At 73.1% G+C, this 25,419-nt stretch carries 23 protein-coding genes; 15 read left to right on the top strand and 8 right to left on the bottom strand.

Annotated elements, in window-relative coordinates; all coding sequences use genetic code 11:
* Positions 1-9: 9 nt before the first annotated feature.
* Positions 10-1,083 (top strand): DUF4190 domain-containing protein, encoded by a 1,074-nt coding sequence (locus GA0070560_RS00970; protein ID WP_170839234.1) that lies wholly within the window; start codon positions 10-12, stop codon positions 1,081-1,083.
* A 214-nt stretch (positions 1,084-1,297) separates the two neighbouring features.
* On the opposite strand, the gene GA0070560_RS00965 is transcribed toward GA0070560_RS00970, so the two are convergent.
* Positions 1,298-1,606, bottom strand: coding sequence for a 4a-hydroxytetrahydrobiopterin dehydratase (locus GA0070560_RS00965; protein ID WP_091290064.1), 309 nt, complete (start codon positions 1,604-1,606; stop codon positions 1,298-1,300).
* A gap of 237 nt (positions 1,607-1,843) precedes the next feature.
* Between GA0070560_RS00965 and GA0070560_RS00960 the strand changes: the two genes are divergently transcribed.
* Entirely contained in the window at positions 1,844-2,236 is a 393-nt protein-coding gene (locus GA0070560_RS00960; RefSeq protein ID WP_425412592.1) for a (deoxy)nucleoside triphosphate pyrophosphohydrolase, read from the top strand.
* A gap of 126 nt (positions 2,237-2,362) precedes the next feature.
* Here GA0070560_RS00960 and GA0070560_RS00955 read toward each other — a convergent pair whose 3' ends face one another.
* The 5 genes from GA0070560_RS00955 to GA0070560_RS00935 all read right to left on the bottom strand — a co-directional run bounded on the left by GA0070560_RS00955 (position 2,363) and on the right by GA0070560_RS00935 (position 10,049).
* Positions 2,363-3,463 (bottom strand): succinate dehydrogenase/fumarate reductase iron-sulfur subunit, encoded by a 1,101-nt coding sequence (locus GA0070560_RS00955; protein WP_091290060.1) that lies wholly within the window; start codon positions 3,461-3,463, stop codon positions 2,363-2,365.
* A gap of 3 nt (positions 3,464-3,466) precedes the next feature.
* Positions 3,467-5,395 (bottom strand): fumarate reductase/succinate dehydrogenase flavoprotein subunit, encoded by a 1,929-nt coding sequence (locus GA0070560_RS00950; RefSeq protein ID WP_091290058.1) that lies wholly within the window; start codon positions 5,393-5,395, stop codon positions 3,467-3,469.
* 14 nt (positions 5,396-5,409) lie between these two features.
* Positions 5,410-6,216 carry a hypothetical protein gene (locus tag GA0070560_RS00945; RefSeq protein ID WP_091290056.1) on the bottom strand — a complete coding sequence of 269 codons (807 nt, stop codon included), beginning with the start codon at positions 6,214-6,216 and terminating at the stop codon, positions 5,410-5,412.
* An 879-nt stretch (positions 6,217-7,095) separates the two neighbouring features.
* Complete coding sequence (locus GA0070560_RS00940; protein ID WP_091290055.1) at positions 7,096-8,616, bottom strand: TldD/PmbA family protein; 1,521 nt, start codon at positions 8,614-8,616, stop codon at positions 7,096-7,098.
* Positions 8,613-10,049: a TldD/PmbA family protein gene (locus GA0070560_RS00935; RefSeq protein WP_091290053.1), complete on the bottom strand. Its 1,437-nt coding sequence runs from the start codon at positions 10,047-10,049 to the stop codon at positions 8,613-8,615. Before GA0070560_RS00935 ends, GA0070560_RS00940 begins: the two co-directional genes overlap by 4 nt.
* A 274-nt stretch (positions 10,050-10,323) precedes the next feature.
* Between GA0070560_RS00935 and GA0070560_RS00930 the strand changes: the two genes are divergently transcribed.
* The 5 genes from GA0070560_RS00930 (at position 10,324) to GA0070560_RS00910 (ending at position 16,355) form a co-directional block, all read left to right on the top strand.
* Positions 10,324-11,379 carry an ABC transporter ATP-binding protein gene (locus tag GA0070560_RS00930; protein ID WP_170839254.1) on the top strand — a complete coding sequence of 352 codons (1,056 nt, stop codon included), beginning with the start codon at positions 10,324-10,326 and terminating at the stop codon, positions 11,377-11,379.
* A complete protein-coding gene (locus tag GA0070560_RS00925; RefSeq protein ID WP_091290049.1) occupies positions 11,376-12,467 on the top strand; it encodes an ABC transporter ATP-binding protein in 1,092 nt (363 codons plus the stop codon). Before GA0070560_RS00930 ends, GA0070560_RS00925 begins: the two co-directional genes overlap by 4 nt.
* A complete protein-coding gene (locus GA0070560_RS00920) occupies positions 12,464-13,465 on the top strand; it encodes an ABC transporter permease (RefSeq protein WP_091290047.1) in 1,002 nt (333 codons plus the stop codon). The genes GA0070560_RS00925 and GA0070560_RS00920 overlap by 4 nt, the downstream gene beginning before the upstream one ends.
* 14 nt (positions 13,466-13,479) lie before the next feature.
* Positions 13,480-14,466: an ABC transporter permease gene (locus tag GA0070560_RS00915; protein ID WP_091290045.1), complete on the top strand. Its 987-nt coding sequence runs from the start codon at positions 13,480-13,482 to the stop codon at positions 14,464-14,466.
* Positions 14,467-14,612: 146 nt separating this feature from the next.
* Positions 14,613-16,355 (top strand): ABC transporter substrate-binding protein, encoded by a 1,743-nt coding sequence (locus GA0070560_RS00910; protein WP_091290043.1) that lies wholly within the window; start codon positions 14,613-14,615, stop codon positions 16,353-16,355.
* 81 nt (positions 16,356-16,436) lie between these two features.
* Here GA0070560_RS00910 and GA0070560_RS00905 read toward each other — a convergent pair whose 3' ends face one another.
* Positions 16,437-18,575: a prolyl oligopeptidase family serine peptidase gene (locus GA0070560_RS00905; protein ID WP_091290040.1), complete on the bottom strand. Its 2,139-nt coding sequence runs from the start codon at positions 18,573-18,575 to the stop codon at positions 16,437-16,439.
* An 86-nt stretch (positions 18,576-18,661) separates the two neighbouring features.
* Between GA0070560_RS00905 and mshB the strand changes: the two genes are divergently transcribed.
* The 3 genes from mshB (at position 18,662) to GA0070560_RS00890 (ending at position 20,586) form a co-directional block, all read left to right on the top strand.
* Positions 18,662-19,585, top strand: a complete 924-nt coding sequence (gene mshB, locus GA0070560_RS00900; protein WP_170839233.1) for an N-acetyl-1-D-myo-inositol-2-amino-2-deoxy-alpha-D-glucopyranoside deacetylase — start codon at positions 18,662-18,664, stop codon at positions 19,583-19,585.
* A gap of 17 nt (positions 19,586-19,602) precedes the next feature.
* Positions 19,603-20,040 (top strand): hypothetical protein, encoded by a 438-nt coding sequence (locus GA0070560_RS00895; RefSeq protein WP_091290835.1) that lies wholly within the window; start codon positions 19,603-19,605, stop codon positions 20,038-20,040.
* Between the two features lie 81 nt (positions 20,041-20,121).
* On the top strand, positions 20,122-20,586 hold the full coding sequence (locus tag GA0070560_RS00890; protein WP_091290036.1) for a hypothetical protein: 465 nt from the start codon (positions 20,122-20,124) through the stop codon (positions 20,584-20,586).
* Between the two features lie 7 nt (positions 20,587-20,593).
* Here the strand turns inward: GA0070560_RS00890 and GA0070560_RS00885 are convergent, their stop codons facing one another.
* Positions 20,594-21,556 carry a GNAT family N-acetyltransferase gene (locus GA0070560_RS00885; protein WP_091290033.1) on the bottom strand — a complete coding sequence of 321 codons (963 nt, stop codon included), beginning with the start codon at positions 21,554-21,556 and terminating at the stop codon, positions 20,594-20,596.
* A gap of 79 nt (positions 21,557-21,635) precedes the next feature.
* Here GA0070560_RS00885 and fdxA point away from each other — a divergent pair, with 79 nt between their 5' ends.
* From fdxA to GA0070560_RS00860, 5 genes are read left to right on the top strand one after another with little or no spacing between them, the layout of a single operon-like run.
* Positions 21,636-21,962, top strand: coding sequence for a ferredoxin (gene fdxA / locus GA0070560_RS00880; RefSeq protein ID WP_091290031.1), 327 nt, complete (start codon positions 21,636-21,638; stop codon positions 21,960-21,962).
* Positions 21,959-23,074 (top strand): succinyldiaminopimelate transaminase, encoded by a 1,116-nt coding sequence (gene dapC, locus GA0070560_RS00875; RefSeq protein ID WP_091290832.1) that lies wholly within the window; start codon positions 21,959-21,961, stop codon positions 23,072-23,074. Before fdxA ends, dapC begins: the two co-directional genes overlap by 4 nt.
* Before the next feature lie 6 nt (positions 23,075-23,080).
* Positions 23,081-24,124: a prephenate dehydrogenase gene (locus tag GA0070560_RS00870; RefSeq protein ID WP_091290029.1), complete on the top strand. Its 1,044-nt coding sequence runs from the start codon at positions 23,081-23,083 to the stop codon at positions 24,122-24,124.
* Between the two features lie 4 nt (positions 24,125-24,128).
* Entirely contained in the window at positions 24,129-24,767 is a 639-nt protein-coding gene (locus tag GA0070560_RS00865; RefSeq protein ID WP_091290027.1) for an SIMPL domain-containing protein, read from the top strand.
* The gene (locus GA0070560_RS00860) at positions 24,767-25,414 is read left to right on the top strand and encodes a nucleoside/nucleotide kinase family protein (protein ID WP_091290025.1); all 648 of its coding nucleotides are present in this window, start codon (positions 24,767-24,769) and stop codon (positions 25,412-25,414) included. Before GA0070560_RS00865 ends, GA0070560_RS00860 begins: the two co-directional genes overlap by 1 nt.
* The last annotated feature ends 5 nt before the right edge of the window (positions 25,415-25,419 follow it).

The following is a 25,419-nucleotide window of genomic DNA, read 5'->3' as shown; positions in this document are numbered from 1 at the left end:
GAACGGGACATGACCGCGGACGACCACAGGCCGAGGCGACCCCTGCTCCCGGGGGTGCTGGAGACGGCCGACGACGGGTGGGAGCCGTGGGCCGGCTCCGGGGCGCAACAGGGGCGGACGAACCGGCTCGCGATCGCCGCCTTCGTCCTCGGCCTGCTCGGCGGGGTGCTCGGGGCGGTCCTCGCGGTGTTCGCGCTACGCCGGATCCGTCGGACCGGGGAGCGGGGGCGAGGGTTCGCCGTCGCCGGCCTGGTGCTCTTCGGTGTGTGGGCGCTGGTGCTGGTCCTGGTCCTCACGGTGCCCCCGTCCCGGCCCGAGCCGGAGTCGGGCGTCCGAGGGCTGCGGATCGGGGACTGCTTCCGCGTCGAGGACATCCCCTCGGGTACGCGCGCCGCACCTGACGAGGTCACCGAGGTGCCGTGCACCGAGCCGCACGACGCGGAGCTGGTCGACCGCCTGCCCGGCTACGAGCGGTACGCCGACGAGGCGTACCCGGGCACGGCCGCGCTCTCGGCCCGGGCGGAGAGCGCGTGCCGGCGGCAGCAGCGCAGCTACGTGCTCGACCCGCTCTCGATCCCGGCCGAGGTGCGGCTGCGCTGGTACGTGCCGTCGCGGGTCGAGTGGGGGACCGACCCGCAGATCACCTGCTATCTCGCGGCCGGCGGGAGCCCGTTGACCCGGCCGCTGCGGCAGGACGCCACCGTGCTGCGCCCCGAGCAGCTCGCGTATCTGATGGCGGTGCGCGACTTCGACGAGGCCCGCAACGTCCTCGCCGCCCAGGGGCCGACCGCCCCGCCGGCCGAGCTGCGCACGATGGTGCAGCGGACGGCCTCCGCGCACGCCGGCATGTGGCTGGCGCTCAGCGGCGGGACCTGGCCGGCGCAGGCCCAGGAGCCGATCGGCAAGCTGGTCGCCCAGGCGCAGGGGGCGGCGGTCGCCTGGCGGGACGCGGAGAAGGCCCCCGACCGGGACCAGATGCTCCGCCTGGTGGCGCAGGCCGAGCAGCGCCGCGACCCGCAGACCGAGCTGGCCGTACGCCGGGCCCTGGGGCTCTCCACGACGCAGGGCGAACAGGCCCGCTGACCCGACCGGGCCCCGCCTGCCGGAGCGGGCGGACCGGAGGGACACGTAACGTCATGGGGTGACCACTCGAACGGCCGGCACCGGACGTTCCGGTGACGGTTGACGTCCGGCGGGACCTTTAGGCTGAGGAGACGTCGACCGGTCGACCGGTCGGGGCGGGACGGGGGCCGACGATGGACACCTGCCACGCGGGCGCGGCAGTGCCCGACGCCGCTCAGTGCTCGGTGACTGCCCGGTACGCGTCCTCGATACGGGCGGCCAGCAGGACCTCGCCCTCGGTGAGCGGCTCGCCGTCGCCGTGCCCGACCCGGATCTGCGTCTCGCGGTCGCGCCGGCTGATCTCGGGACGCAGCCGCAGCGCGTCCGCGACCACCTTCACCCGCTCGGTCAGCGCCGCGTGCTGGGTGTCGTCCATGACCAGCGTGCGTCGGATCTGCTCACCCTCGCGGGTCCACCCGCGCAGGAGGGTCAGCGCGTCGCTGAGGTAGTCGTGCTTCGCCCGGCTGCTGAACAGCGCGCGCATCACCGCACCTCCCAGGCGTCGTTGCCGGCTTGTGGCCAAATCGTCGCCGTCCCGTGTCCTCGTGATGTTTCCCAGTCTGTCGGGAGACATTCGGTGTGTCCACGCCCACACTTCCGTGTTCTGCTGACCTACCGGTCGGGGACGGTACCCAAACCGACGATTGATCTGGCACGCTGGACGCCCGTGCGGACCGAACGGGTAGGCGGAAACGGACAGGCCGAGCGGCGCGAGCCGAGGGTGATCGTCGGGGCGGCGATCCTCGCCGGTGGGCGGGTGCTGGCCTGCGCGCGGTCCGCCCCGCCCGAGGTGGCCGGGATGTACGAGTTCCCCGGCGGCAAGGTCGAGCCGGGCGAGAGCGAGGTCGCGGCCCTGGTCCGCGAGTGCGCCGAGGAACTGGCCGTACGCGTCGAGATCGGCGAGCGGGTCGGCCGCGACGTGCGGATGGCCCACGGCCGCTCGGTGCTCAAGGTGTACACCGCCCGGCTGCTGCACGGTGACGAGCCCAGAGCGCTGGAGCACTCCGCGATGCGCTGGCTCTCCGCCGCCGAGCTGGACACCGTCACCTGGCTCCCCGCCGACGCGCCCATCGTCGCCGCCCTCCGTCCCCTCCTGCTCGCCACCACCCCCTGACCCACCCCACCCCGGCCCCCCGGGTCGTGGTGTCGGCGGGGTGGGCGGAATGCGGCAGGGGGGCGGAAAGGGGACGGGGGGCCGCAGCGTCAGCCGCGAGCCCCCCGTCGAATGTCGTCGTGCTGCTCAGTGCTTCTCGTCCTGGCTCGGGTGAGCGAAGTTGAGGTGCTCCGGAGGCAGCGGGAAGGTGACGTCGTCACCGAACGGCGACGGCGCCGCCGCGCGGTCGAAGGTCAGCTCCGTCAGCGGCAGCTTGCCGCTGGCGTCCACCGCCGGGGCGGTCGGGTGCGGGACCTCGCGGTGCCAGTTCACGCCCTTCTGGGCCTGCACCTCGGCGGCCGGGTCGTGCGACCCTCCCGCGTGCGAGTGAACCCCAGCCTGACGAGCGCCGCTGTGCACCACGGACTCCTTCCCCGCGCTGCTCGCGGTGCTCTGGGGCGTGTCACCCCGACGGAAGATCTTGCTACCAAGCCACACGAGGGGATCGTACCTGCGGTCGACGACCCGCTCCTTCATGGGGATGATCCCATTGTCAGTGATCTTGATGTGCTCGGGGCAGACCTCCGTGCAGCACTTCGTGATGTTGCAGTAGCCCAGGCCCTGCTCCGCCTGCGCGTACTCCTTGCGGTCGGTCTTCGCGTCCAGCGGGTGCATGTCCAGCTCGGCGGCGCGGATGAAGAACCGCGGGCCGGAGAAGGACTGCTTGTTCTCCTCATGGTCACGAATGACGTGGCAGACGTTCTGGCACAGGAAGCACTCGATGCACTTGCGGAACTCCTGCGAGCGCTCCACGTCGACCTGCTGCATCCGGTAGTCGCCCGGGGCCACCCCCGGCGGCGGCGCGAACGCCGGCGTCTCCCGCGCCTTCTCGTAGTTGAAGGAGACGTCGGTGACCAGGTCCCGGATGACCGGGAAGGTGCGCAGCGGGGTGACCGTGACCGTCTCGCCCTCCTCGAAGGTGGACATCCGGGTCATGCAGCTCAGCCGTGGCTTACCGTTGATCTCCATCGAGCAGGAGCCGCACTTGCCCGCCTTGCAGTTCCAGCGGCAGGCCAGGTCGGGCGCGTCGGTGGCCTGGAGCCGGTGGATGACGTCGAGGACCACCTCGCCCTCGTTCACCTCGACCATGTAGTCCTGCAGGTCACCGCCGGTCTCGTCGCCCCGCCAGATGCGGAACTGTCGCTTCGCGGCCGGCTTGCCGGCCGCCGGGGAACCGTTGTTGCCCATTCCTCAGCGCTCCTTCTCAGCGTGAGCGTCGGCAGCGAGGGCGTCGAACTCGGCGAGCTCCTCGTCGGTCAGGTACTTGGCCAGTTCCGCGCGGTCGAACAGGTTGATCAGCTCCGGCCGGATCCTCGGCAGCGGCTTGTGCGTCAGGCGCACCGTGTCGCCGTCCAGCGCGCAGACCAGGTTCACCCGCCGCCACTTCGGGTCCATGGTCGGGAAGTCCTCCCGGGTGTGCCCGCCGCGGGACTCCTGCCGCTCCAGCGCCGCCTTCGCGGTGCACTCCGACACCACCAGCATGTTGCGCAGGTCCAGGGCCAGGTGCCAGCCGGGGTTGTAGCGCCGGCCGCCGCTCGCGCTGACCTTCGCCACCCGCTCGCGCAGCTCCGCCAGCCGGCTCAAGGCGTCCACCAGCTCGCCCTCGCGCCGGATGATCCCGACCAGATCTCCCATCACCGCCTGGAGATCCTGCTGGAGGCTGTACGGGTTCTCGCCGGTGTCCCGCTGCAACGGCGCCAGCGCCGTCTCCACGGCGGTCTCCACCGCGCCGACCGACACCTTCGGGCGGGCGGTCAGCTGATCGGTGTACGACGCCGCGTGCCCACCGGCCCGCTTGCCGAAGACCAGCAGGTCGGACAGGGAGTTGCCGCCCAGCCGGTTGGAGCCGTGCATGCCGCCGGACACCTCACCGGCGGCGAACAGCCCCTGCACGGTGCCGTACGCGGCCCCCGAGTCCGGGTCCACCTCGACGCCGCCCATCACGTAGTGACAGGTCGGGCCGACCTCCATCGGCTCCTTGGTGATGTCGACGTCGGCCAGCTCCTTGAACTGGTGGTACATCGACGGCAGGCGGCGGCGGATCTCCTCGGCCGGCAGCCGGGAGGCGATGTCCAGGTAGACGCCGCCGGCCGGCGTACCCCGACCGGCCTTGACCTCACTGTTGATCGCGCGGGCGACCTCGTCGCGGGGGAGCAGCTCCGGCGGACGCCGGTTGTTGTCCGGGTCGGAGTACCAGCGGTCCGCCTCGGCCTCGTTGTCCGCGTACTGCTTGCGGAACACGTCCGGGACGTAGTCGAACATGAACCGCTTGCCGTCGGAGTTCTTCAGCACGCCACCGTCACCGCGCACCGACTCGGTGACCAGGATGCCCTTCACCGAGGGCGGCCAGACCATGCCGGTCGGGTGGAACTGGAGGAACTCCATGTTGATCAGGGTGGCCCCGGCGCGCAGCGCCAACGCGTGCCCGTCCCCGGTGTACTCCCACGAGTTCGAGGTGACCTTGTACGACCGGCCGACGCCGCCGGTGGCCAGCACCACCGCGGGCGCCTCGAAGAGGACGAACTCGCCGGACTCCCGGTAGTAGCCGAACGCCCCGGCGACCCGGTCACCGTCGAGCAGCAACTCGGTGATGGTCGTCTCGGCGAAGACCTTGATCCGCGCCTCGTAGCTGCCGTGGTCCCGCTTGTCCTCCTGCTGGAGGGAGACGATCTTCTGCTGGAGGGTGCGGATCAGCTCCAGGCCGGTCCGGTCGCCGACGTGCGCCAGCCGCGGGTACTCGTGACCGCCGAAGTTGCGCTGGGAGATCTTCCCGTCCTTGGTGCGGTCGAAGAGCGCGCCATACGTCTCCAGCTCCCAGATCCGCTGCGGCGACTCCTTCGCGTGCAGCTCGGCCATCCGGAAGTTGTTGAGGAACTTGCCGCCGCGCATGGTGTCGCGGAAGTGCACCTGCCAGTTGTCCCGGCTGTTCACGTTTCCCATGGCGGCCGCCGCGCCGCCCTCGGCCATCACGGTGTGCGCCTTGCCGAAGAGCGACTTGGAGATGATCGCGGTCTTCTTGCCGGCCAGCCGGGCCTCGATCGCCGCGCGCAGGCCGGCGCCGCCGGCCCCGATCACGACGACGTCGTAGTGGTGTCGTTCGATGCGAGTGGTATTGGTCATGTCCGGGGCGCCCTCTAGTTGATGAACCGCAGGTCGGAGATCCACTCGGCCGCGACCGCCATGACGTAGAAGTCGGTGAGGGCCAGGGTGCCGAGGGTGATCCAGGCGAGCTGCATGTGACGGACGTTCAGCTTGGACACGAACGTCCACGCCTTGTACCGCACCGGGCTCTTGGAGAAGTGCTTGAGCCGGCCGCCGATGATGTGCCGGCAGGAGTGGCACGAGATCGTGTACGCCCAGAGCATCACCACGTTGACCAGCAGGATGATGTTGCCCAGCCCGAATCCGAAGCCCTTCGGGGAGTGGAACGCCAGGATCGCGTCCCAGGTGTTGATCAGCGAGATGATGGCGGCGGCGTAGAAGAAGTAGCGGTGCAGGTTCTGCCCGAGCAGCGGGAACCGGGTCTCCCCGCTGTACGCCTTGTGCCCGTCCGGCACCGCGCAGGCCGGCGGCGACAGCCAGAACGACCGGTAGTACGCCTTGCGGTAGTAGTAGCAGGTCAGCCGGAACAGCAGCAGGAACGGCAGGGTCAGCGCCGCGTCCGGGATGATCCACCAGCCGGGCAGGAAACGGCCGAAGTGCGAGGCGCCCTCGACGCACCGGTCGGTCACGCAGGGGGAGTAGAACGGGGTCAGGTAGTGGTACGCGTCGACCCAGTACCACTTGTGCATGAAGACCCGGACCGTCGCGTACGCGACCCAGGCGGTGAGGCCGACGACGGTCAGCAGTGGGGCGAGCCACCAGCGGTCGGTCCGCAACGTCTTCGCCGCGATCGCGGCGCGTGCCCGCGCCCCCCGCGGCTTCGTTGCCGTTGAAGTCATTCGAGTCGTCTCCCTGACGGGGCCCTTACGGGCGGCGGATCACATTCCGTACCGGTCAGCGGACCGGCCAGAGGCGCGTCCACTGCCACGTCTTGCGCACACCAACGGCCGCACCGGCAAATCGGCGCAGCTAGGTGACACACGTTACGCCGATCTTCACGGCCCGGCCGCGCAACGCAGTGTCCCGTGTGTCCCGCAGCTTGGAAAGACCCGGACCATGATCAATCTTCCGGTCGCCGTCCGTGGTCGGTGACCGGTGCGCAGTTTCCGGTGACCGGCTTGCGCGACTCGCCGGTGCCATTGCGTCGCCCGCCAGCGCGGCGCGGCAGTCATGTCGGCCCGGCGGCCCGGCGTTCTGGTGGTCCGGCGGCCCGGCGTTCTGGCGGCCCGGCAGCCCGGCAGCCCGGTGGTCCTGCGGCCCGGCGGCCCGGCGTTCTGGCGTTCTGGCGTTCTGGCGGCCCGGCGGCCCGGCGTTCTGGCGGCCCGGCAGCCCGGCAGCCCGGTGGTCCGGCGGCCCGGCGGCCCAGTGGTCTGGCGGCCCGGTGGCCTGGAGGCCTGGCGGGTCTGGTCTGGCGGGCCCTGCGGCATGGCGGCCACGCCGGCCCGGCGGCCCGTGTCCACGGGGATCCGGAGGAGGGGCGAGCACGCTACCGACCTGATCGCACGGATGGATCAGGCGACATCGTCCGTCGAGGCGATCCATTCATGCGATCAAGTCGGTAGCCAGCTGATGCCTACCCTGAGTTCCCCTGAACCGGGCGGATGCCTACCCCCTCGGCCTGTACCCGGCGGATGCTCTACCTCCCGGGTCCCTGCCTCCGGCGGTCGCAACCCCGGCCGGCGGTCGCAACCCCGGCCGGCGGCCCGTCGGCGGGGCCGTCAGCCCGACGCGCCGCCGGTGAAGTTCCACTCGGCCAGCCGCAGCGGCGGCGCCTCCCACCAGACGCCGTCCACCCGGTCGGGCTGGCGGACCGGCCGCCGGCCCAGCCCGCGCACCCGGCCCGGCCCCAACGCCTTGGGGTACGACTCGGTGAAGCGGAAGTCGCGGACCGCCCGGACCGGCACGCCGTCCTCGATCAGCCACACCCCGTTACGGGTCAGGCCGGTGACCACCAGGCTCTTCGGGTCGAGCACCCGGGTGTACCAGAAGTCGCTGACCAGCAGCCCCCGCTCCACCCCGGCGACCAGGGCCGCCGTGTCCGCGTCGGCCACCGCCTGAGCCACGCCGCCCGGGAGGCCGTCTCCGCCGCTGCCGGCCGGACCCGGGACACCGGCGCCCGGACCACGAACGGCCGCGCCGTCGACCCGACCCGGACCGCCGGACGCCGTGCCCCCGCCCCGGGACGCGGCCACACCGCCCCCGGATGCGGCGACCTCGTCGGTCACCCGCGCCTCGGCGAGGAGCCGGACGTTGTGCGGCAGTGGCCCGAAGGTGGACCCGCCGAGCATGCCGTGGCCGGTCGAGGCCGTGCCCACCTCCGCGCCGCTGCGCCGGTCGTGCGCCATCGCACGGGTCATGCCGGCCTCGACCAGGGTGAGCGCCCGCCGGGCGGTGCCCTCCAGGTCGTACGGGAGGGTGGAACCGTGCAACGGGTCGTCGACCAGGGTCACCGTCGGATCGAACTGGGCGGTGCCCGGCTCGGCGAAGGACTGCCGCTGCGCGTACCGCTTGCCGTTGAAGCCGTACCAGGCGAGGTTCTGCAGCAGGTCGGCCACGGCGGCCGGCTCCAGCACCACCTCGTACCGGCCCGGCGGCAGCTCGACCGGGTCGGCGGCGGCCCGTGCCTTGGCGGCTGCCCGCACGCCCAGCGCCGCCCCGTCGAGGTCGGCGAGCCGGTCGACGCAGAGCCGGGCCACCCCGTCCGCGCCGCCGGCCCGGGCGATGCCGTCCATCGCCGCCTCGACCGCGCGGCCGAGCGCGGCGTGCCCGGTCGAGTTGGCGAACGCCCCCGACCGGTACGACGTGCGGCAGTAGCCGGCCGCCTCCAGCCCGCCGACGGCGTCCACGAAGCCGCGTACCCGGTCGGCCCGCGCGTCCGGCTCGGCGTACGCGGTGGCCTCGTCGACGCGCCCGTCGGAGCGCACCGGGGCGGGCGGGGTCAGGCCGGGCCAGGCCGGGTCGGGCGGGCAGAGCCGGGCCGCGGTGAGGGTCCGTTCGACCAGCGCGCGCAGGCCGTCGGTGTCGACCAGGCTGCCGCTGCCGGCGGCCGTGCGCCCGTCGACGTGCACCCGCAGCCGCACCCCGACACCGGACTCGGCGACGTTCTGGTGGATGAACGAGTTGGCGAACCGGGTCAGCGCCAGGTCGCGGCGGGTCACCGTGACCTCGGCCTCGGCGGCCGGGCCGGCGAGGCGGCGGACCAGCTCGACGACCTGGCCGGCGATGTCCAACTCGGTCATGCGCGTACCCCCACTCGCACGTCGCGGAAACGGGCCGGCGCGGCCGGATGGCCGGTGTGGCCGATCTGGCCGGGCTGGCCCTTGCCGCAGTTGGGCGTGCCCCAGGCCACCGTCTCCGAGGAGAGCATGTCCATCGAGCGCCAGAAGAGCGGGCCGATGCCGGTGTACGTCGGGTTGCGCAGCATCCGCCCGCGCCGGCCCTTCTTCACCTCCCAGCCGATCTCGCAGCCGAACTGGAAGTTCAGCCGCCGGTCGTCGATCGACCAGGAGCGGTTGACGTCCATCAGCACCCCGTCGTCGGTGGCGGCGACGATCTCGTCCAGGGTGTGCGGCCCCGGCTCCAGGCCCACGTTGGTCATCCGCACCATCGGCAGCCGGGCCCAACCGTCGGCGCGTACGCTGCCGCCGTGATCCAGGCCGGCGACGGCGGCCGAGTCCCGGCCGGCGAGTACGCCCACCCAACGGCCCTCGCGGACCGCGTGCCGCCTCACCGCCGGGGATCCCTCGTCGTCGAAACCGAAGCTGCCCAACGCGCCGGGGATGGTCGGGTCGATGGTGACGTTCATCAGCTCGGAGCCGTAGCGCAGCGAGCCGAGTCGGGCCAGGTCCAGCCAGGACGTGCCGGCGAAGGCGGCCTCCCAGCCGAGGATCCGGTCCAGCTCGATGGCGTGCCCGACGGACTCGTGGATCTGCAGGGCGAGCTGCTCGCCGCCGAGGATCAGATCGGTCTCGCCCGCCGGGCACTCGGGCGCGGTGAGCAGCGCCCGCGACTCCTCGGCGATCCGGGCGGCGTGCGCGGCCAGGCCCAGCGACTCGACCAGCTCCCAGCCGGTGGTGCCGTACTGGCCGCGGTAGCTGGGGTAGGAGCGGCGTTGGGTCTCCCCGTCGCCGATGGAGGTGGCCGAGATGCCACCCCCGCACTCGCGGATCCGCTGGTCGATGCGGTGCCCCTCGCTGGAGACGAACCACTTGGCGGTGTCCCAGATCTGGTAGAGCCCTTCGGCGAGGTCGGCGCCGTGCTCGCGCATCGTCGCGGTGGCCCCGACCAGCAGGTCCCCCTTGTCGGAGAGGGCGACGCCGAGCGGGTCGATCCGGCAGTCGGAGGCCCAGCTCGCCACGGCCGCCTCGGTGGGCACCAGGTCGACCGGCGGGCCGGGCACCCGCGCGCTCGCAGCGGCGATCGCCGCCGCGCGGCGGCCGGCGTCGCGGGCCGCGGCGTCCGACAGGTCGGGTACGGCGGCGAAGCCCCAGCTCGACCCGACCAGGGCCCGGACGCCCAGCCCTATGCTCTCGTCCCGGGTCAGCTCCTCGATCGCGCCGTTGCGGGCCGACATGGACTCGTAGCGGCGGTGCATCACCCGGGCGTCCGCGTACCGGGCGCCCGCGTCGAGGGCGGCCTGGACGGCGGCGGTGGCCGCGTCGAACTCGGTCATGGCCCGACCCTAGGCGAGCCGACCGACATCCGTCAGGGCAGCAGTTCCTCCGGCCGGATCGTCGCCCTGACGGGTTCAGCCAGCTGTACTTCCGGTGCGATTGGAGGGCCGCTGCGGGGGTGTTGTCGAGTCGTTACGCTGTGGTCTCCTGACAGCCCGCCGCATGTAGCTTATTTTCAGCCTCGTGAGTTTGTTGTAGGTTACCTTCAAACTTTTCGGGGAGGCGGGCGTGGACAGTCCGGAACAGCCGCCGCGACCGGGCGACCCGCCGGTCGTGCCGCAGCAGCGTGCCGGCGAGGACCCCTACCTGCGGGTGGACGACCTGCGGGTCCGCTTCGACACCGCCGACGGCGTGGTGCGCGCGGTCGACGGGGTGTCCTTCGCCGTCCAGCGTGGCCGCACGCTCGGCATCGTCGGCGAGTCCGGGTCGGGCAAGAGTGTCACCTCGCTGGCCGTCCTCGGTCTGCACGACCCGAAGCGCAGCACCATCACCGGGCAGATCTCCGTCGGTGGCCGCCAGCTCGTCGGCCTCCGCGAGGAGGAGGTACGCCGGCTGCGCGGCCGGGACATGGCGATGATCTTCCAGGATCCGCTGTCGGCCCTGCACCCGTACTACACGGTCGGACGGCAGATCGCCGAGGCGTACCGGGTGCACCATCCCCGGGCCGGGCGGCGGGCGGCGCGCAGCCGGGCGGTCGACATGCTCGGCCGGGTCGGCATCCCGCAGCCGGCCCGCCGGTTCGACCAGTACCCGCACGAGTTCTCCGGCGGGATGCGGCAGCGGGCGATGATCGCCATGGCCCTGGTCAACGACCCGGACCTGCTCATCGCCGACGAGCCCACCACCGCGCTGGACGTGACCGTGCAGGCGCAGATCCTGGACCTGCTCGCCGACCTCCAGGCCGAGTTCCACTCGGCGATCATCCTGATCACCCACGACCTCGGGGTGGTCTCCCAGGTCGCCGACGACGTGCTGGTGATGTACGGCGGACGCGCCGTCGAGCAGGGCGGCGTGGAGCAGGTGCTGCGCCGGCCGCAGCACCCGTACACCTGGGGGTTGCTGTCGAGCGTGCCCTCGCTGCACGGCGACGCGGCGGCGGACCTGGTGCCGATCCCCGGCAACCCGCCCTCGCTGATCAACCTGCCGTCGGGCTGCGCGTTCCACCCCCGGTGCCGGTACGCCGCGCGCACCGACGGTCGATCGCGGACCGAGGTGCCGTCGCTGGTCGGAGCGGGAGAGGCCGGACACCTGGTCGCCTGTCACCTGCCGGCCGACACGCGCGCCCGGCTCTACCGCGAGGACGTCGCCCACGCGGGGGTGGCCCGATGACGGAAACGAGGGCCGACGAGCCGCTGCTGCGGGTACGCGGGCTGGCCAAGCACTTCCCGGTCCGCACCGGCTTCCGGAGCCGGGGGCTGGTCCGGGCGGTGGACGGGCTCGACTTCGACGTGCGGCCGGGGGAGAGCCTCGGCCTGGTCGGGGAGTCCGGCTGTGGCAAGACCACCACCGGCCGGATGCTGGTCCGGCTCCTGGAACCCACGGCGGGGACGATCGAGTTCGCCGGGCGGGACATCACCCACGCCGGGCGACGTGCGCTGCGGCCGCTGCGGCAGGACCTCCAGATCATCTTCCAGGACCCGTACGCCTCGTTGAACCCCCGGCACACGGTGGGCCGGATCGTGGCGATGCCGTTGCAGGTCAACGGGATCGACCCGCCCGGCGGCGTAAAGCAGCGGGTGCAGGAGCTGCTGGAGCTGGTCGGGCTCAACCCCGAGCACTACAACCGGTACCCGCACGAGTTCTCCGGCGGTCAGCGCCAGCGCGTCGGCATCGCCCGGGCGCTGGCGCTGCGGCCGAAGCTGATCGTCGCCGACGAGCCGGTCTCCGCCCTCGACGTCTCGATCCAGGCGCAGGTCGTCAATCTGCTCCGGGACCTGCAACGGGACCTCGGGCTGGCGTTCGTCTTCATCGCCCACGACCTGGCCGTGGTGCGGCACTTCTGCCACCGCGTCGCCGTCATGTACCTGGGCCGGATCGTCGAGCTCGGTGACCGCGCCGATATCTACGAGCGCCCGCAGCACCCGTACACCCGGGCCCTGCTCTCGGCGATTCCGGACGTGACCACCCTCGGCCCGGGCGGGCGCATCCGGCTCACCGGGGACGTCCCGACGCCGCTGGACCCGCCGTCGGGCTGCCGGTTCCGTACCCGCTGCTGGAAGGCCCGGGACGTCTGCGCCACCGAGGAGCCGGCCCTGGTGCCGCGCGACGGCGGCCGGCAGGCCACCGCCTGCCACTTCCCGGAGAGCGGCCCGGTGACCGCGCCCGCACCGGCGCAGCGCGCGGTCGCGGCGGACGGGGACGAGACCGTGGACCCGGCGGCGACGGCGGGCCCGGACGCGCAGGAGGTGGCGAGGTGAGCCTGTCCCCGGTGGAGGGCGTGGCGCTGGCCGAGATCGAGTCCGGCGGCGACGCCGGTGCGGAGAAGGGCTTCGTCGGCCGGTCGCCCGGGCAACTGGCCTGGGCCCGGCTGCGCCGGGACCGCACGGCCGTGGTCAGCGGCGCGATGCTGCTCTTCTTCGTGGTGGTCGCGCTGGCCGTCCCGCTGATCGAGATGGCGTACGGCATCGGCCCGCGCGAGCAGTTCCAGAACCGGCTGGACGGCTTCGGCATGCCGCTCGGCTACGCCGGCGGCGTCACCGGTGAGCACTGGTTCGGCCTGGAGCCGGGCCTCGGCCGGGACATCTTCATCCGGATGGTGCACGGCCTGCGCACCTCGCTCTTCATCGCCTTCGCCGCCGCGGTCATCACCGCCGCGATCGGCATCGTGCTGGGCACCGTGGCCGGTTACCTCGGCGGCTGGGTCGACGCGGTGGTCAACTGGGTCACCGACCTCACCCTCGCCATGCCGTTCCTGATCATCGCGTTGGCCCTGACCCCGACCCTCGCGTTGCGCTTCTACGGCCAGCGTGAGGCGGTGCCGCCCGCGTTCCAGATCGGGGTGCTCGTCGCCATCTTCGCCCTCTTCGGCTGGACCAGCACCGCCCGGCTGGTGCGTGGGCAGGTCATCGCGCTGCGCGAGCGGGAGTTCGTGGAGGCGGCCCGGGCCGCCGGGGCGGGTCTCGGGCACATGCTCTTCCGGCAGCTGCTGCCGAACATCTGGGCGCCGATCCTGGTGTCGTTCTCACTGGCCGTGCCGGCGTACATCACCAGCGAGGCGGCGCTGTCGTTCATCGGGGTCGGGCTGACCGACGAGACGCCGAGCTTCGGCCGGATGATCTACCGAAGCCTGGACTACCTGCAGACCGACCCGGCGTACGTCTTCTTCCCCGGCGTCACGATCTTCGCGCTCGTGTTCGCCTTCAACCTCTTCGGCGACGCGTTGCGCGACGCGCTCGACCCGAAGTCCTCCCGGTAGGGGTGTGCCGAGAGATGGTGCGTTTCCTGGTCAAGCGGCTCTTCTCCGCCACGCTCACCCTCTTCGCGGTCAGCGTGCTCACCTTCCTGATGTTCTTCGCCCTGCCCCGGGACCCGGTCAGCGGGATGTGCCCGAAGAACTGCAACCCGGAACGGCTCGAACGGGTCCGCCAGGAGTTGGGCCTGCGCGACCCGCTGATCACCCAGTACGCCGGCTACATGAAGGGCATCGTCACCGGGCGGGACCTGGGCAGCGCCCAGGGCGGCCGGTGCGACGCGCCCTGCCTGGGCTGGTCGTACGTGTCGAACGAGGCGGTCTTCGACACCATCGCCCGGGTGCTGCCGGTGACCCTGAGCATCGTGATCCCGGCGGCGGTGCTCTGGCTGCTGCTCGGGGTGGGGCTGGGCATGGTGTCGGCACTGCGGCGGGGCACCTGGCTGGACCGGGTGGCGATCGGCTTCTCGCTGACCGGCGCGTCGTTGCAGCTCTACTTCGTCGGCGCGGTGCTGCTGCTGGTCTTCGTCTACAGCCTGCGGCTGCTGCCGGTGCCGAGCTACACCCCGTTGCTCGACGATCCGGTGCGGTGGGCCAGCGGGCTGGTGCTGGCCTGGGTGGCGCTGGCGTTCCTCTTCTCCGCGATCTACGCGCGGCTGTCCCGGGCCCAGATGCTGGAGACGCTGTCGGAGGACTTCGTCCGGACGGCGCGGGCGAAGGGACTGGCCAAACCCCGGGTGTACGGCCGGCACGCGCTGCGCGCGGCGATCACCCCGGTGGTCACCGTCGCCGGGCTGGACGTCGGCGCCGCGCTCGGCGGCACGGTGATCACGGAGACCACCTTCGGTCTGAACGGGATGGGCCGCACCGCCGTCGACGCGGTCCGCGCCGGTGACCTGCCGACCATCATGGCGACCGTGCTGATCGCCGCGGTCTTCGTGGTGCTGGCCAACGTCCTGGTGGACCTGCTCTACGCGGCGATCGACCCCCGGGTCCGGCTGCGCTGACCGTACGCCCGCCGCCGGGGCCGTCGACCGCCCGGCGGGTGACGAAATTTATCGACAACTGTTACACAATTCGAAGGTTTTCTTCTTTACGATCCACGGGACGTCGGCGTTCACGCCCGACGGCACCCGGGTGGAGGAGGTAGGAGATGCGACGACGTGCAGCGGCCGCCGCAGGCGGCGCGATCGCCCTGGTTGCGGCATTGGGTGCGTGTTCGGAGAACACGGGCGAGGGCACCACGGTGGACACCGACCGGAAGCAGACCGGCGTCATCGCCACCGACCCCAAGGACTCACAGGGGCCGGCGGCCGAGGTGGCGGGGGCGCAGAAGGGCGGCACCTTCACCATCATCCGGGAGACCCCCATCTCCCATCTGGACCCGCAGCGGACGTACTCGTTCGCCGGCCTGATGGCCAGCCCGCTCTTCGCGCGCTACCTGACCACCTGGAAGGACGACGGCAAGGGTGGTCTGGTCCTCGTCGGTGACCTCGCCGAGACGCCCGGCACCAACGTCAACAACGACTGCAAGGTCTGGGAGTTCAAGGTCAAGGACGGGGTGAAGTTCGAGGACGGCACGCCGATCACCTCGAAGGAGATCGCCTACGGCATCGCCCGCTCCTTCGACCCGGACCTCACCGGTGGCCCGACGTACGTCCAGGAATGGCTCGCCGACACCGCGCAGTACGACACCAGGTGGGACTTCAAGGCGAACAAGACCTCGCTGCCGCCGGGCCTGAGCACGCCGGATCCGAAGACCCTGCGCTTCGAGTTCGCCAAGCCCCGCTGCGACCTGCCGTTCGCGGTCTCCCTGCCGACCACCGCCCCGCTCAAGCCCGAGCAGGACACCGGCGTCAACCTGGACGCCAGGCCGTTCTCGTCCGGGCCGTACAAGGTCGCCAAGAACCAGGTCGGCGTGCAGCTCACCCTCGACCGGAACCCGCACTGGGACCCGAAGACCGACCCGGTGCGCCACCAGTACCCGGACCAGTTCGTCTGGACCTTCGGCCCGACCGCGGACGCGGCGGTCAACCGGGTGATCGCCGACAACGGCGCCGACCAGAGCGCGATCTCCTTCAACTTCGTGCCCGCCTCCCTGGTCGCCCGGGTGGCCCAGGACGCGGCGCTCAAGCAGCGGACCATCCTCTCCCCGACGCCGAGCGCCAACCAGCTGGTCATCAACACCCAGCGGGTCAAGGACCTGAAGGTCCGCCAGGCGCTCAACTACGCCATCGACCGGGACGGCCTGATCAAGGCGCTCGGCGGGCAGACCGTGGCCCAGCCACTCACCACGCTGATGCCGCCGGCCACCATCGGCTACAAGGCGTACGACGCCTACCCGGCGGGCGCGAACGGCAACGTCGACAAGGCCAAGGAACTGCTCGGCGGGCAGACCCCGGAGCTGGTCCTCGGCGTCGCCGACAACACCACCGAGCAGCAGATGGCCACCCAGCTCAAGGGCAACCTGGAGCGCGCCGGTTTCAAGATCACCGTCCGGAACATCCCGGACGACGCGAAGCTCGACGAGATCAAGAAGAAGGACAACCCCTGGGACCTGTACATCGGTAACTGGGCGGCGGACTGGCCCAGCGGCGCGTCCATCCTGCCGGTGCTCTACGACGGCCGCTCCATCAAGGCCGAGGGCAACAGCAACCAGTCGTACTTCAACGACGCGGCGATCAACGCCGAGATGGACCGGATCCTGGCCCTTCCCCCGGCCCAGCAGGGCCCGGAGTGGGGCAAGCTCGACGAGCGGATCATGAAGGAGCACGCCCCCGTCGTGCCGCTCTTCGTCGACGTGGCCTACGCCGCGCACGGGTCGAAGGCCGGCGGGGTCTTCATCTCCAGCGTCTTCGGCTACCCGTCCTTCGTCAACGCGCACGTCAAGCCGTAACACCCGCAGGTCAAGCAGCACCCGCACCACGGACGGGCCCCGGTCGACAACGATGTCGACCGGGGCCCCCGTCCGTTCCGCCTAGAGGCGCGTACGCAGGAAGTCCAGCTCCAGCCGGAGCAGCCGCTCCGACACCCCACCTGCCGCCAGGTGGGTCGCCCCGGTCAGCGGCAGCACCGCGTGCGGGCGACCGGCGGCCAGCAGCGCCGCCGAGAGCCGCAGCGTGTGCGCGGCCACCACGTTGCCGTCGGCCAGACCGTGCACCAGCAGCAGCGGCCGGGCCTGCTCCCGGTCGACCACCGGCTCGGCGGCCAGCTCCACCAGCGAATGGTGGCCGTACACGTCGATCCCGTCGTCCGGCATCCCGAGGTAGCGCTCGGTGTAGGCGGTGTCGTACAGGGACCAGTCGGTGACCGGGGCCCCCGCGATGCCGCACCTGAACAGCTCCGGGTGCCGCAGCACGGCCAGCCCGGCCAGCCAGCCACCGAACGACCAGCCGCGTACCGCCACCCGCTCCAGGTCCAGGTCCGGGTGCTTGCCGGCCAGCGCGGTCAGGGCGTCGACCTGGTCGGCGAGGATCACGTCGGCCAGCCGCCGGTGCACCGCCTTCTCGAACGAGGGGGCGATGCCCGGGGTGCCCCGGTTGTCGATGGTCACCACCCCGAAGCCCTGGTCGGCCCACCACTGCCGCTCCAGCCACGCCGACCGGGCGGCCACCACCTCCTGGTGGCCCGGGCCGCCGTGGACGTCCAGCAGCACCGGCAGCCGGGTGCCCTTGACATGGTCGGTCGGGTAGAGCACCGCGGTGGGCAGCCGCCGGTCGGTCACCCGGACCAGCATCGGCCGCGGGGCGTACGGCGGGTTGGCCGCCAGCGAACGCAGCCGGGCCACCTCCCGGTCCCCGCGCCACACCACCCAACTGGTGCCCGCCTCGTCGAGCGACGCGGTGCCCACCACCAGCACGTCCCCGCCGACGGCGGCGGTGTGCCAGCCCGGGGTGGCGCTCATCCGGCGCACGTCCACGCCGCCGCCGATCGTCGTGCGGACCCGGTAGAGGTGGCGCTGGCTCGGTTCGCCCTCGCTCGCCTCCACCAGCAGGTCGGCCGGGCCACCGCCGCCCGGCAGCCGCCCCACCACCCGGCGGACGTACAGCGAGGGCGGGGTGAGCAGGGTGCCGTCGGCGAAGAGGCAGCGGGCGTCGTACCCGTCGTGGGCCAGCTCGCCGCCGACCAGCACCCGGCCGTCCGGCAGGTGTGCCGGGGTACCCGGGATCGGCTCCACCCAGCGCGGGTCGGCCAACTCGGCGTGCACCTGCGTCTCGCCGGTGCGCGGATCGACCGCCAGCACCAGGCCGTGCTGCTGCGAGCGGCGCAGCACCGTGATCAGCGGGCCACCGTCGGCCCAGCTCACCGACGCCAGGTACGGGTAGGTCTCCCGGTCCCAGTGCACGTCGACCCAACCGCCGTCGAGGTCGAGCAGGTGCAGGCTGACCTCGGCGTTCGGGCCGCCCGCCCGGGGGTACGCGACGCTGCTCGGCGGGCTCTCCGGATCCGCCGGGTCGTGCCGGCACCAGCGCGGCAACCGGCTCTCGTCGACCCGGGCGGCGAGCACGGACCGGCCGTCCGGCGCCCACCAGTAGCCGCGGAAGCGGTCGAACTCCTCCGCCGCGACGTGCTCGGCCAGCCCCCAGGTCACCCCGGAGTCCTCGCCGGCCAGCAGGACGTCGGTGCCGTCCGGCTCCACCACCCGCAGCTGCCCCCGGCGCACCCCCTCGGCGGCGTCCGTGACGTACGCCAACCGCTCGCCGGTCGGGTCGGGGCGCGGGTCGATCACCGGCCCGACGGTGGCCACCTCCACCACGTCGCCGTGCACCAGGTCGGCCCGGAACAGCCGTCCGCCCAGCGGCAGGACCGCCACCCGGCCGGCCGCGTCCAGGGCGTACGAGCCGATGCCGGCGGTGCTCAGCCGCAGCCGCTCGCGCAGCGCCCGCTCGCCCGGGGCGGGCGTGGCCGCCTCGTCCGTGCCGAGCAGCGCCCTCGGGTCGGCGACCAGCCGCTCCTCGCCGGTGGCGACGTCCAGCGACCAGAGCGCCTCGGCCGGATCCTCCGGGCCGCCCGAGCGGAGGAAGACCACCCGGGAGCCGTCGTCCGCCACGGTGACGGCGCGCGGCGCCCCGTGGCTGAACCGACGGGTACGGGCGGCCAGCTCGGGAAAGTCCACGCTTCGGATCGTAGGGGCGCCTCCGGCGTGATGTGGCCGACCTGAGCGGACGCGTAACCCTCGGACGGCCAGAACCGCCGGATAGAGTGACGCCCGTGACGACGCTGCCCGACCGACGCCTGCTGCTGGTCCACGCGCACCCCGACGACGAGTCCATCGGCACCGGATCGACGATGGCCCACTACGCCGCCGCCGGCGCCCACGTCACGCTGGTGACCTGCACCCTCGGCGAGGAGGGTGAGATCCACGTGCCGGAGCTGGCGCAGCTCTGCGCGGCCGAGGCCGACCAGCTCGGCGGCTACCGGATCGGGGAGCTGGCCGCCGCCTGCGCCGCCCTGGGTGTCACCGACCACCGCTTCCTCGGCGGCGCCGGCCGTTACCGCGACTCCGGCATGATGGGGCTGGCCACCAACGAGCACCCCCGGGCCTTCTGGCAGGCCGACCTCGACGAGGCCGCCGGGCATCTGGTGGAGGTCATCCGCGAGGTCCGGCCGCAGGTCATGATCACGTACGACCCGAACGGCTTCTACGGCCACCCCGACCACATCCAGGCCCACCGGGTGGCGATGCGGGCGGCCGAGCTGGCCGCCGCCGAGGGCTGTGCCCCGGCCAAGGTCTACTGGACGGCGATGCCGCGCAGCGTCCTGGAGGCCGGCCTGGACCAGTTCACCGAGTCGTCGGACAACCCCTTCGACGGCATCGAGAGCGTCGACGAACTGCCCTTCGGCACCCCGGACGCCGAGATCGCCGCCCGGATCGACGCCACCGAGCAGCATCTCGCCAAGGAGGCGGCGATGCGGGCGCACGCCACCCAGATCCCGGCCACCTCGTGGCTCTACTCGATCGCCGGCAACTTCGGCGCGGAGTTCATGGGCGTGGAGTACTTCACCCTCGCGGTGGGGGAGAAGGGCCCCGGCCGGGGCCCGTACGGCTGGGAGGACGACCTCTTCGCCGGGCTGGTGACGGACGGGCCGGACCGCACCCCGGTCGCGGCGGCCGGGCTCCGGTGACCCTGCCCGCCGCGCCGATGCCGCTCGTCGAGCACGAGGTCCCGCCACCGTCCCCGAGCCAGGTGCAGCGCCTGCTCGACGCCGCCCTGCGGGTGGCCGGAGGGGTGGTCTCGGTCGTCGGCGGGGTGCTCGCCGCGCTGCTCGGCCTGGGGCTGTCGACGGTACGGGCGGGCGGTCACCTGGTCGGGGTGTCGGTGCCGGTGACGATCGGCGCGGCGATCGCGCTGGGCTGGTTCGCGTACGCGACGGTCGGCCGGAAGTGGGCGGTGGCGCTGCCCGCGCTGCCCTGGTTCGCGCTGATGGCCCTGGCGGCGGTCCGCACGGCCGAGGGCGACCTGCTCGTCGCCGGGGACAACTGGGTGGGGCTGGCCATGATCACCTGCGGGGCGATGACCTTCGCGGTGATGGCGTTCCGGCAGATCCTTGGCCCGACGCAGGGTCGTCACGACGGGTGATGACGACGCGTTGCCTGTGGTGGTAGACATTCCTGCCAGAAGGCCCGCCGTGGGGGCGGGCGGTACGGCGGGAGGCGTGCGATGAGGGATCGGTGGCGCACGATCGGCGTGCTCGCGGGAGCGCTGTTCGCGGTCAACGTGGTGGCTCGGGTGATCATCGAACTCGGCTTCGACGGCAACGACACCGCCGCCGACCGGGTCTCGCTCGGCATGTTCGTGGTGCTCGGGCTGATCCTCGCCGCGGTGGTGTTCGCCCAGGGACGGGAGCGTCCGGCCGGCAGCTGGGGCGCGGACGTGGGCGCGGCCGTGCTGATCGCGCTGGCGCTGACCGTGCTGGTGGGGCCGTTGCTGGTCGGCGACAACCCGTTCGGTGGGGGCGCCGGGCTCTTCTTCGCCCAGATCTGGTTGTACCTGCTGGCCACGGGGGCCGGTGTCGCCGTCGGGTACCTGGTGCTCACCGCGCTCGGCCTCGACCACCGCTCGCAGCAGCTCAAGCGGTACGCCGAGATCAAGGCGGCCAGGCCGCGGCGGGTGGTCCGCCGCTGAGGGGCGCTCAGGCCGGTGGGGCGACCCGGGTCAGGTAGGTGTGGTGGGTGGTGAAACCCAGCGACCGGTAGAGCCCCACCGCCGCCGTATTGCGCTGCTCCACCTGGAGGAACGCCTGCGTGGCGCCCTCCGCCCGGCCCCACTCGACCAGCGCCCTGACCACCTGGCGGGCCAGCCCGCGCCGCCGTGCCCCGGGCGCCACCTCGATCAGGCTGAGCCCGAGCCAGCGGCCCTGCCCGGTGACGGTGCCCCGGCCCGTCGCCAGCAGCGTGCCGTCGGCGTACACCTGGGCGAAGCGGACCCGGTCCACGGCGGTGAGCACCTGCCGGGCGGCGTCCGGGAGGTCGCCCTTACGGCCGGCGGCGACCGCGAACCAGTCCTCCGACGGCGTGCCGGCCAGCTCGACCGGCGGCGCGTCGGCGGCGACCGGCGGGGCCGGCGGCAGCGCCGCCAGCGGCACGGTCTGCACCAGCACCAGGGGCCGGGCGTCCCAGCCCCGGGCGTCGAGTTCGGCGCCGACCGGTGCGGCCAGCGGGAGCGGGGTGTTCACCATCGCCGGCTGGCCGAGGTCGGCGTACCAGGACTCGACCGCGTCGAGGGCGGCGGACAGCGGACGATCCGGGTCGCCGACCGGCAGCGCGGAGTTGGCCCGACCGGACCAGCCCGCCGCGGCGCGCAGCAGCCAGTCGCCCAGCCGGCCCCGGACGGCGGCCGGCCAGGCCTCGTCGGCGGCCAACTCCAGCTCCACCACGGCGGTGGCGGTGGGCCGGCGGGCCGGCGGCACCCGCTTGGCGCGGTGCACCTCGTCCAGCGGAACCCGCAGCCGGCCCTGCCCGGTCGCCAGCGTGAGATGCGTCTCGTCCAGCTCGACGAGTTCCCCCAGAGCGTCCGAGAAGAGGGGCCGACCCGCGCGGACGCCCACCACCCGTCGGACCACGATGCGATGTCCCACATCTTGCTGTCGGAGCACGATCGACCTCCCCCCCGGCGAGATACTAGGCTCTTACCGTCGCGGGTGATCGCGGCGAGTCTTGCGGAGGAGAAGACCGGTGACCTACATCATCGCCGAGCCGTGCGTGGATGTGCTCGACAAGGCATGCATCGAGGAGTGCCCGGTCGACTGCATTTACGAGGGCAATCGGATGCTCTACATCCACCCCGACGAGTGCGTCGACTGTGGTGCCTGTGAGCCGGTCTGCCCGGTCGAGGCGATCTTCTACGAGGACGACGTCCCGGAGCAGTGGAAGGACTACACCGCGGCCAACTACGAGTTCTTCGAGGACCTCGGCTCGCCGGGTGGTGCCTCGAAGATCGGCAAGGTGGAGAAGGACGCGACGTTCGTCGCCGCCCAGCCGCCGCGCGGAGAGGGCAACTGAACCGGCCCGCGCCGGTCTCGGCACGGCTGCCCGAGTTCACCTGGGACACCCTGGACGCCGCGGCCACCCTGGCCGCGGCGCACCCGGACGGCCTGATCAACCTCTCCATGGGCACGCCGGTCGATCCGGTTCCCCCGGTGATCCGGCGGGCGCTGGCGGACGCGTCCGACGCCCCGGGGTACCCGCTCACCGCGGGCACCCCGGCGCTGCGCGACGCCATCGCCGCCTGGGTGGCCCGGGCCTGCGGCGCCGGTGTCGACGCACTCGGCGTGCTGCCGACGATCGGTTCCAAGGAACTGGTCGCCTGGTTGCCCACCCTGCTCGGGATCGGCCCCGGTGACGTGGTCGTGGTGCCGTCGATCGCCTACCCGACGTACTCCGACGGGGCTCGGCTCGCCGGCGCCACCGTGGTCCGTACCGACTCGCTCACCGCGCTCGGCCCGACCCCCCGGGTACGCCTGGTCTGGGTCAACTCGCCCGGCAATCCGACCGGGCGGGTGCTGCCCGTCGCCCACCTGCGCAAGGTGGTCGACTGGGCCCGCGAACGCGGCGCCGTGGTGGCCAGCGACGAGTGCTACCTGCCGCTGGGCTGGACGGCCGACGCCGCGCCGGTCTCGGTGCTCTCACCCGAGGTCTGCGGCGGGTCGTACGACTCGGTGCTGGCGGTGCACTCGCTCTCCAAGCGCTCCAACCTGGCCGGTTACCGGGCCGGCTTCGTCGCCGGCGACCCGGCCCTGGTGGCCGAGCTGCTGAAGATCCGCAAGCACGCCGGGATGATCGTGCCGGCGCCCGTGCAGGCCGCCATGGTGGCCGCGCTGGCCGACCAGACGCACGCCGACGAGCAGCGGGAACGCTACCGGGCCCGGCGGGAGACCCTGCTCGCCGCGTTCACTCGGGCGGGCTTCACGGTCGAGCACTCCGAGGCCGGGCTCTACCTCTGGATGACCCGGGGCGAGGACTGCTGGGCCACCGTCGACTGGCTGGCCCGCCGAGGCATCCTGGTCGCCGCCGGCGTCTTCTACGGCCCCGGGGGCGCCCAGCACGTGCGGGCGGCGCTGACCGAGTCGGACGCGCACGTCGCGGCGGTCGCCGCGCGCCTCGCGCAGGGCTGACCCACGATGGGCGGGGCCGACACGCGGCTGCGGGCGGCGGTGGTCGGCACCGGGCTGATCGGCGGGTCGGTGCTGCTCCGGCTGCACGCCGCCGGCCTGGACGTGGCCGGCTGGGACCCGGACGGGGCGACCCGCCGGCGGGCCCGCGAGCTCGGCGTACCCGCTGTGGAGCGGCTGGCCGACGCGGTGGCCGACCGGGACGTGGTCTTCCTCTGCGGGCCGCTGCCCACCCTGCCCGCGACGCTGGTCGAGGTGGCCGCGGCGACCGCCGAGGACTGCCTGCTCACCGACGTCGGGAGCACCAAGGCGCAGCTGGCGGCGTTCGCTGCCGAGCGAGGGCTGACCCACCGGTTCGTCCCCGGGCATCCGATGGCCGGCACGGACCGGGCGGGGCTCACCGCGGCCCTGCCCGAGCTCTTCCACGACGCCGCCTGGGTGCTCTGCCCGGCCCCCGGCCCGGGCCTGCCCGCGTTCCGCCGGCTCGCCGCGCTGGTCATGGACGTCTTCGCCGCCCGGGTGGTGCCGATGGCGGCCGACCGGCACGACGCCGTCGTCGCCCTCGCCTCGCACGTACCGCACCTGCTCGCCGGGGCGCTGGCGGGGGCGGCCGAACGCTCGCCGCTGCGCGACGCGGTCCTCGCCCTGGCCGCCGGCAGCTTCTCCGACGGCACCCGGGTCGCCGGGACGCCACCGGAGCGAACCGCCAACATGCTGCTCGGCAACCGGGCCGAGGTGCTGGCCGCGCTGGGTTCGGTGACCGCCGTCCTGGACGAGCTGGCCGCCGCGCTGCGCGCCGGGGACCGGGCCACCCTGACCGCCGGGCACGCCGAGGGGCGCGACGCCCGGGTGGCGTTGGCCGGCCGGCCGACGGTCGAGGTGCGGCGCATCTTCCCACCGGCCGGCGGGGGCGATGAACTGCGCTTCCTGCACGAGCTGGGCGCGGCCGGCGGACACCTGGACGGCTGCCGGACCACCGGGGACGGGGTGGAGTATTCGGCCCGCCGGTTGGTGGCGGAACCGGGCGGCCGGCCCGTCGCGCCGTTAGGGTGAGGGCGTGGCGGAGGGACCGGTCGTGGCGGTGCGGGGCGAGGCGTACCGGGAGGTCGCGCCGGAACTGGCCCGCTTCCGGGTGACCGCGACGGCGCGCGAGCGGGACCGTGCGGTCACTCTGACCCGGCTCGCCGAGCGGGCCGCCGCCGTCCGGGTGCTGCTCGACGAGCACGCCTCGGACGTCGACCGCCGGGAGACCGGCGAGCTGCGGGTACGCCCCGAGACGAACCGTTCCGGCGAGCGGGTGGTCGGCTACCACGGCAGCGTCACCACAACGGTCACCGTCACCGACTTCACCGCCCTCGCCGAGCTGATGCTGCGCCTGGCCGACCAGGAGCAGGTCGAGGTCGCCGGGCCCTGGTGGTCGCTGCGCCCGGACAGCCCGGTCCACCGGGAGGCACGGCACGCCGCGATCGCCGACGCGCTGCGCCGCGCCCGGGAGTACGCCGAGGCGCTGGGCGCCCGGGTGACGGCCCTGCTGGAACTGGCCGACACGGACGAGGGATTCGGCGGGGCGGGGAGCGCAGTGGCGTTCCGCGCGATGGCCGGCGAGCCGCCCGAGCTGGAGTTGGACCCGCAACCGCAGACCGTGCACGCCGTGGTGCGGGCCCGGTTCACCATCAGCGAGCCGGTCCTGTCCTGATGCCCGATCCGTCCCCGCTCCCGCTCGCCGACCTGGTGGCCCGGGCCCGCGCCCTGGCCGAGGCCGGTCCCCGGCAGCTGCTCGGCATCGCCGGCGCACCGGGGGCGGGCAAGTCGACCCTCGCCGAGCGGATCGTGGCGGCGGTCGGTCCGGCCGCCCGGCTGGTCCCGCTGGACGGCTTCCACCTGGCGCAGGCGGAGCTGGAACGGCTGGGTCGCGCCGACCGCAAGGGGGCGGCGGACACCTTCGACGCCAACGGGTACGTCTCGCTGCTGCGCCGGTTGCGCCGGCTGGAGCCGAGCGCGGTCTACGCGCCGCTGTTCCGGCGGGACATCGAGGAGCCGGTGGCCGGGGCGATCGAGGTGCCGCCCTCGGTCCGGCTGGTGGTGACCGAGGGCAACTACCTGCTGCTGACCGATCCGCCCTGGGACGAGATCCGGGCACTGCTGCACGAGGCGTGGTTCCTCGACCTGGACGTGGAGCGGCGGCTGCGCCGGCTGGTCGCCCGGCACGAGGCGTACGGGCGGTCACCGGCCGAGGCGGCGGCCTGGGCGCACGGCAGCGACGAGGTGAACGCCGCCCTGGTCTCCGGCACCGCCCGCCACGCGGAGCTGGTGGTGCGCCTGACCGGTCCGCTGCCGGGGTGAGGGGG

The sequence above is a fragment of the Micromonospora halophytica genome (assembly GCF_900090245.1).
Classification (GTDB): Bacteria; Actinomycetota; Actinomycetes; order Mycobacteriales; family Micromonosporaceae; genus Micromonospora; species Micromonospora halophytica.
Note: the sequence above shows the minus strand (reverse complement) of the source record. Positions and strands in the feature narration are given on the sequence as shown.

Bases quoted from the DNA above. Each gene is read 5' to 3' on its own strand.
- GA0070560_RS00970 (WP_170839234.1), top strand. From the start codon at position 10: ATGACCGCGGACGACCACAGGCCGAGGCGACCCCTGCTCCCGGGGGTG.
- GA0070560_RS00965 (WP_091290064.1), bottom strand. From the start codon at position 1,606: ATGCGCGCGCTGTTCAGCAGCCGGGCGAAGCACGACTACCTCAGCGAC.
- GA0070560_RS00955 (WP_091290060.1), bottom strand. From the start codon at position 3,463: ATGGGCAACAACGGTTCCCCGGCGGCCGGCAAGCCGGCCGCGAAGCGA.
- GA0070560_RS00950 (WP_091290058.1), bottom strand. From the start codon at position 5,395: ATGACCAATACCACTCGCATCGAACGACACCACTACGACGTCGTCGTG.
- GA0070560_RS00945 (WP_091290056.1), bottom strand. From the start codon at position 6,216: ATGACTTCAACGGCAACGAAGCCGCGGGGGGCGCGGGCACGCGCCGCG.
- GA0070560_RS00940 (WP_091290055.1), bottom strand. From the start codon at position 8,616: ATGACCGAGTTGGACATCGCCGGCCAGGTCGTCGAGCTGGTCCGCCGC.
- GA0070560_RS00935 (WP_091290053.1), bottom strand. From the start codon at position 10,049: ATGACCGAGTTCGACGCGGCCACCGCCGCCGTCCAGGCCGCCCTCGAC.
- GA0070560_RS00925 (WP_091290049.1), top strand. From the start codon at position 11,376: ATGACGGAAACGAGGGCCGACGAGCCGCTGCTGCGGGTACGCGGGCTG.
- GA0070560_RS00915 (WP_091290045.1), top strand. From the start codon at position 13,480: ATGGTGCGTTTCCTGGTCAAGCGGCTCTTCTCCGCCACGCTCACCCTC.
- GA0070560_RS00910 (WP_091290043.1), top strand. From the start codon at position 14,613: ATGCGACGACGTGCAGCGGCCGCCGCAGGCGGCGCGATCGCCCTGGTT.
- GA0070560_RS00895 (WP_091290835.1), top strand. From the start codon at position 19,603: ATGCCGCTCGTCGAGCACGAGGTCCCGCCACCGTCCCCGAGCCAGGTG.
- GA0070560_RS00890 (WP_091290036.1), top strand. From the start codon at position 20,122: ATGAGGGATCGGTGGCGCACGATCGGCGTGCTCGCGGGAGCGCTGTTC.
- GA0070560_RS00870 (WP_091290029.1), top strand. From the start codon at position 23,081: ATGGGCGGGGCCGACACGCGGCTGCGGGCGGCGGTGGTCGGCACCGGG.
- GA0070560_RS00860 (WP_091290025.1), top strand. From the start codon at position 24,767: ATGCCCGATCCGTCCCCGCTCCCGCTCGCCGACCTGGTGGCCCGGGCC.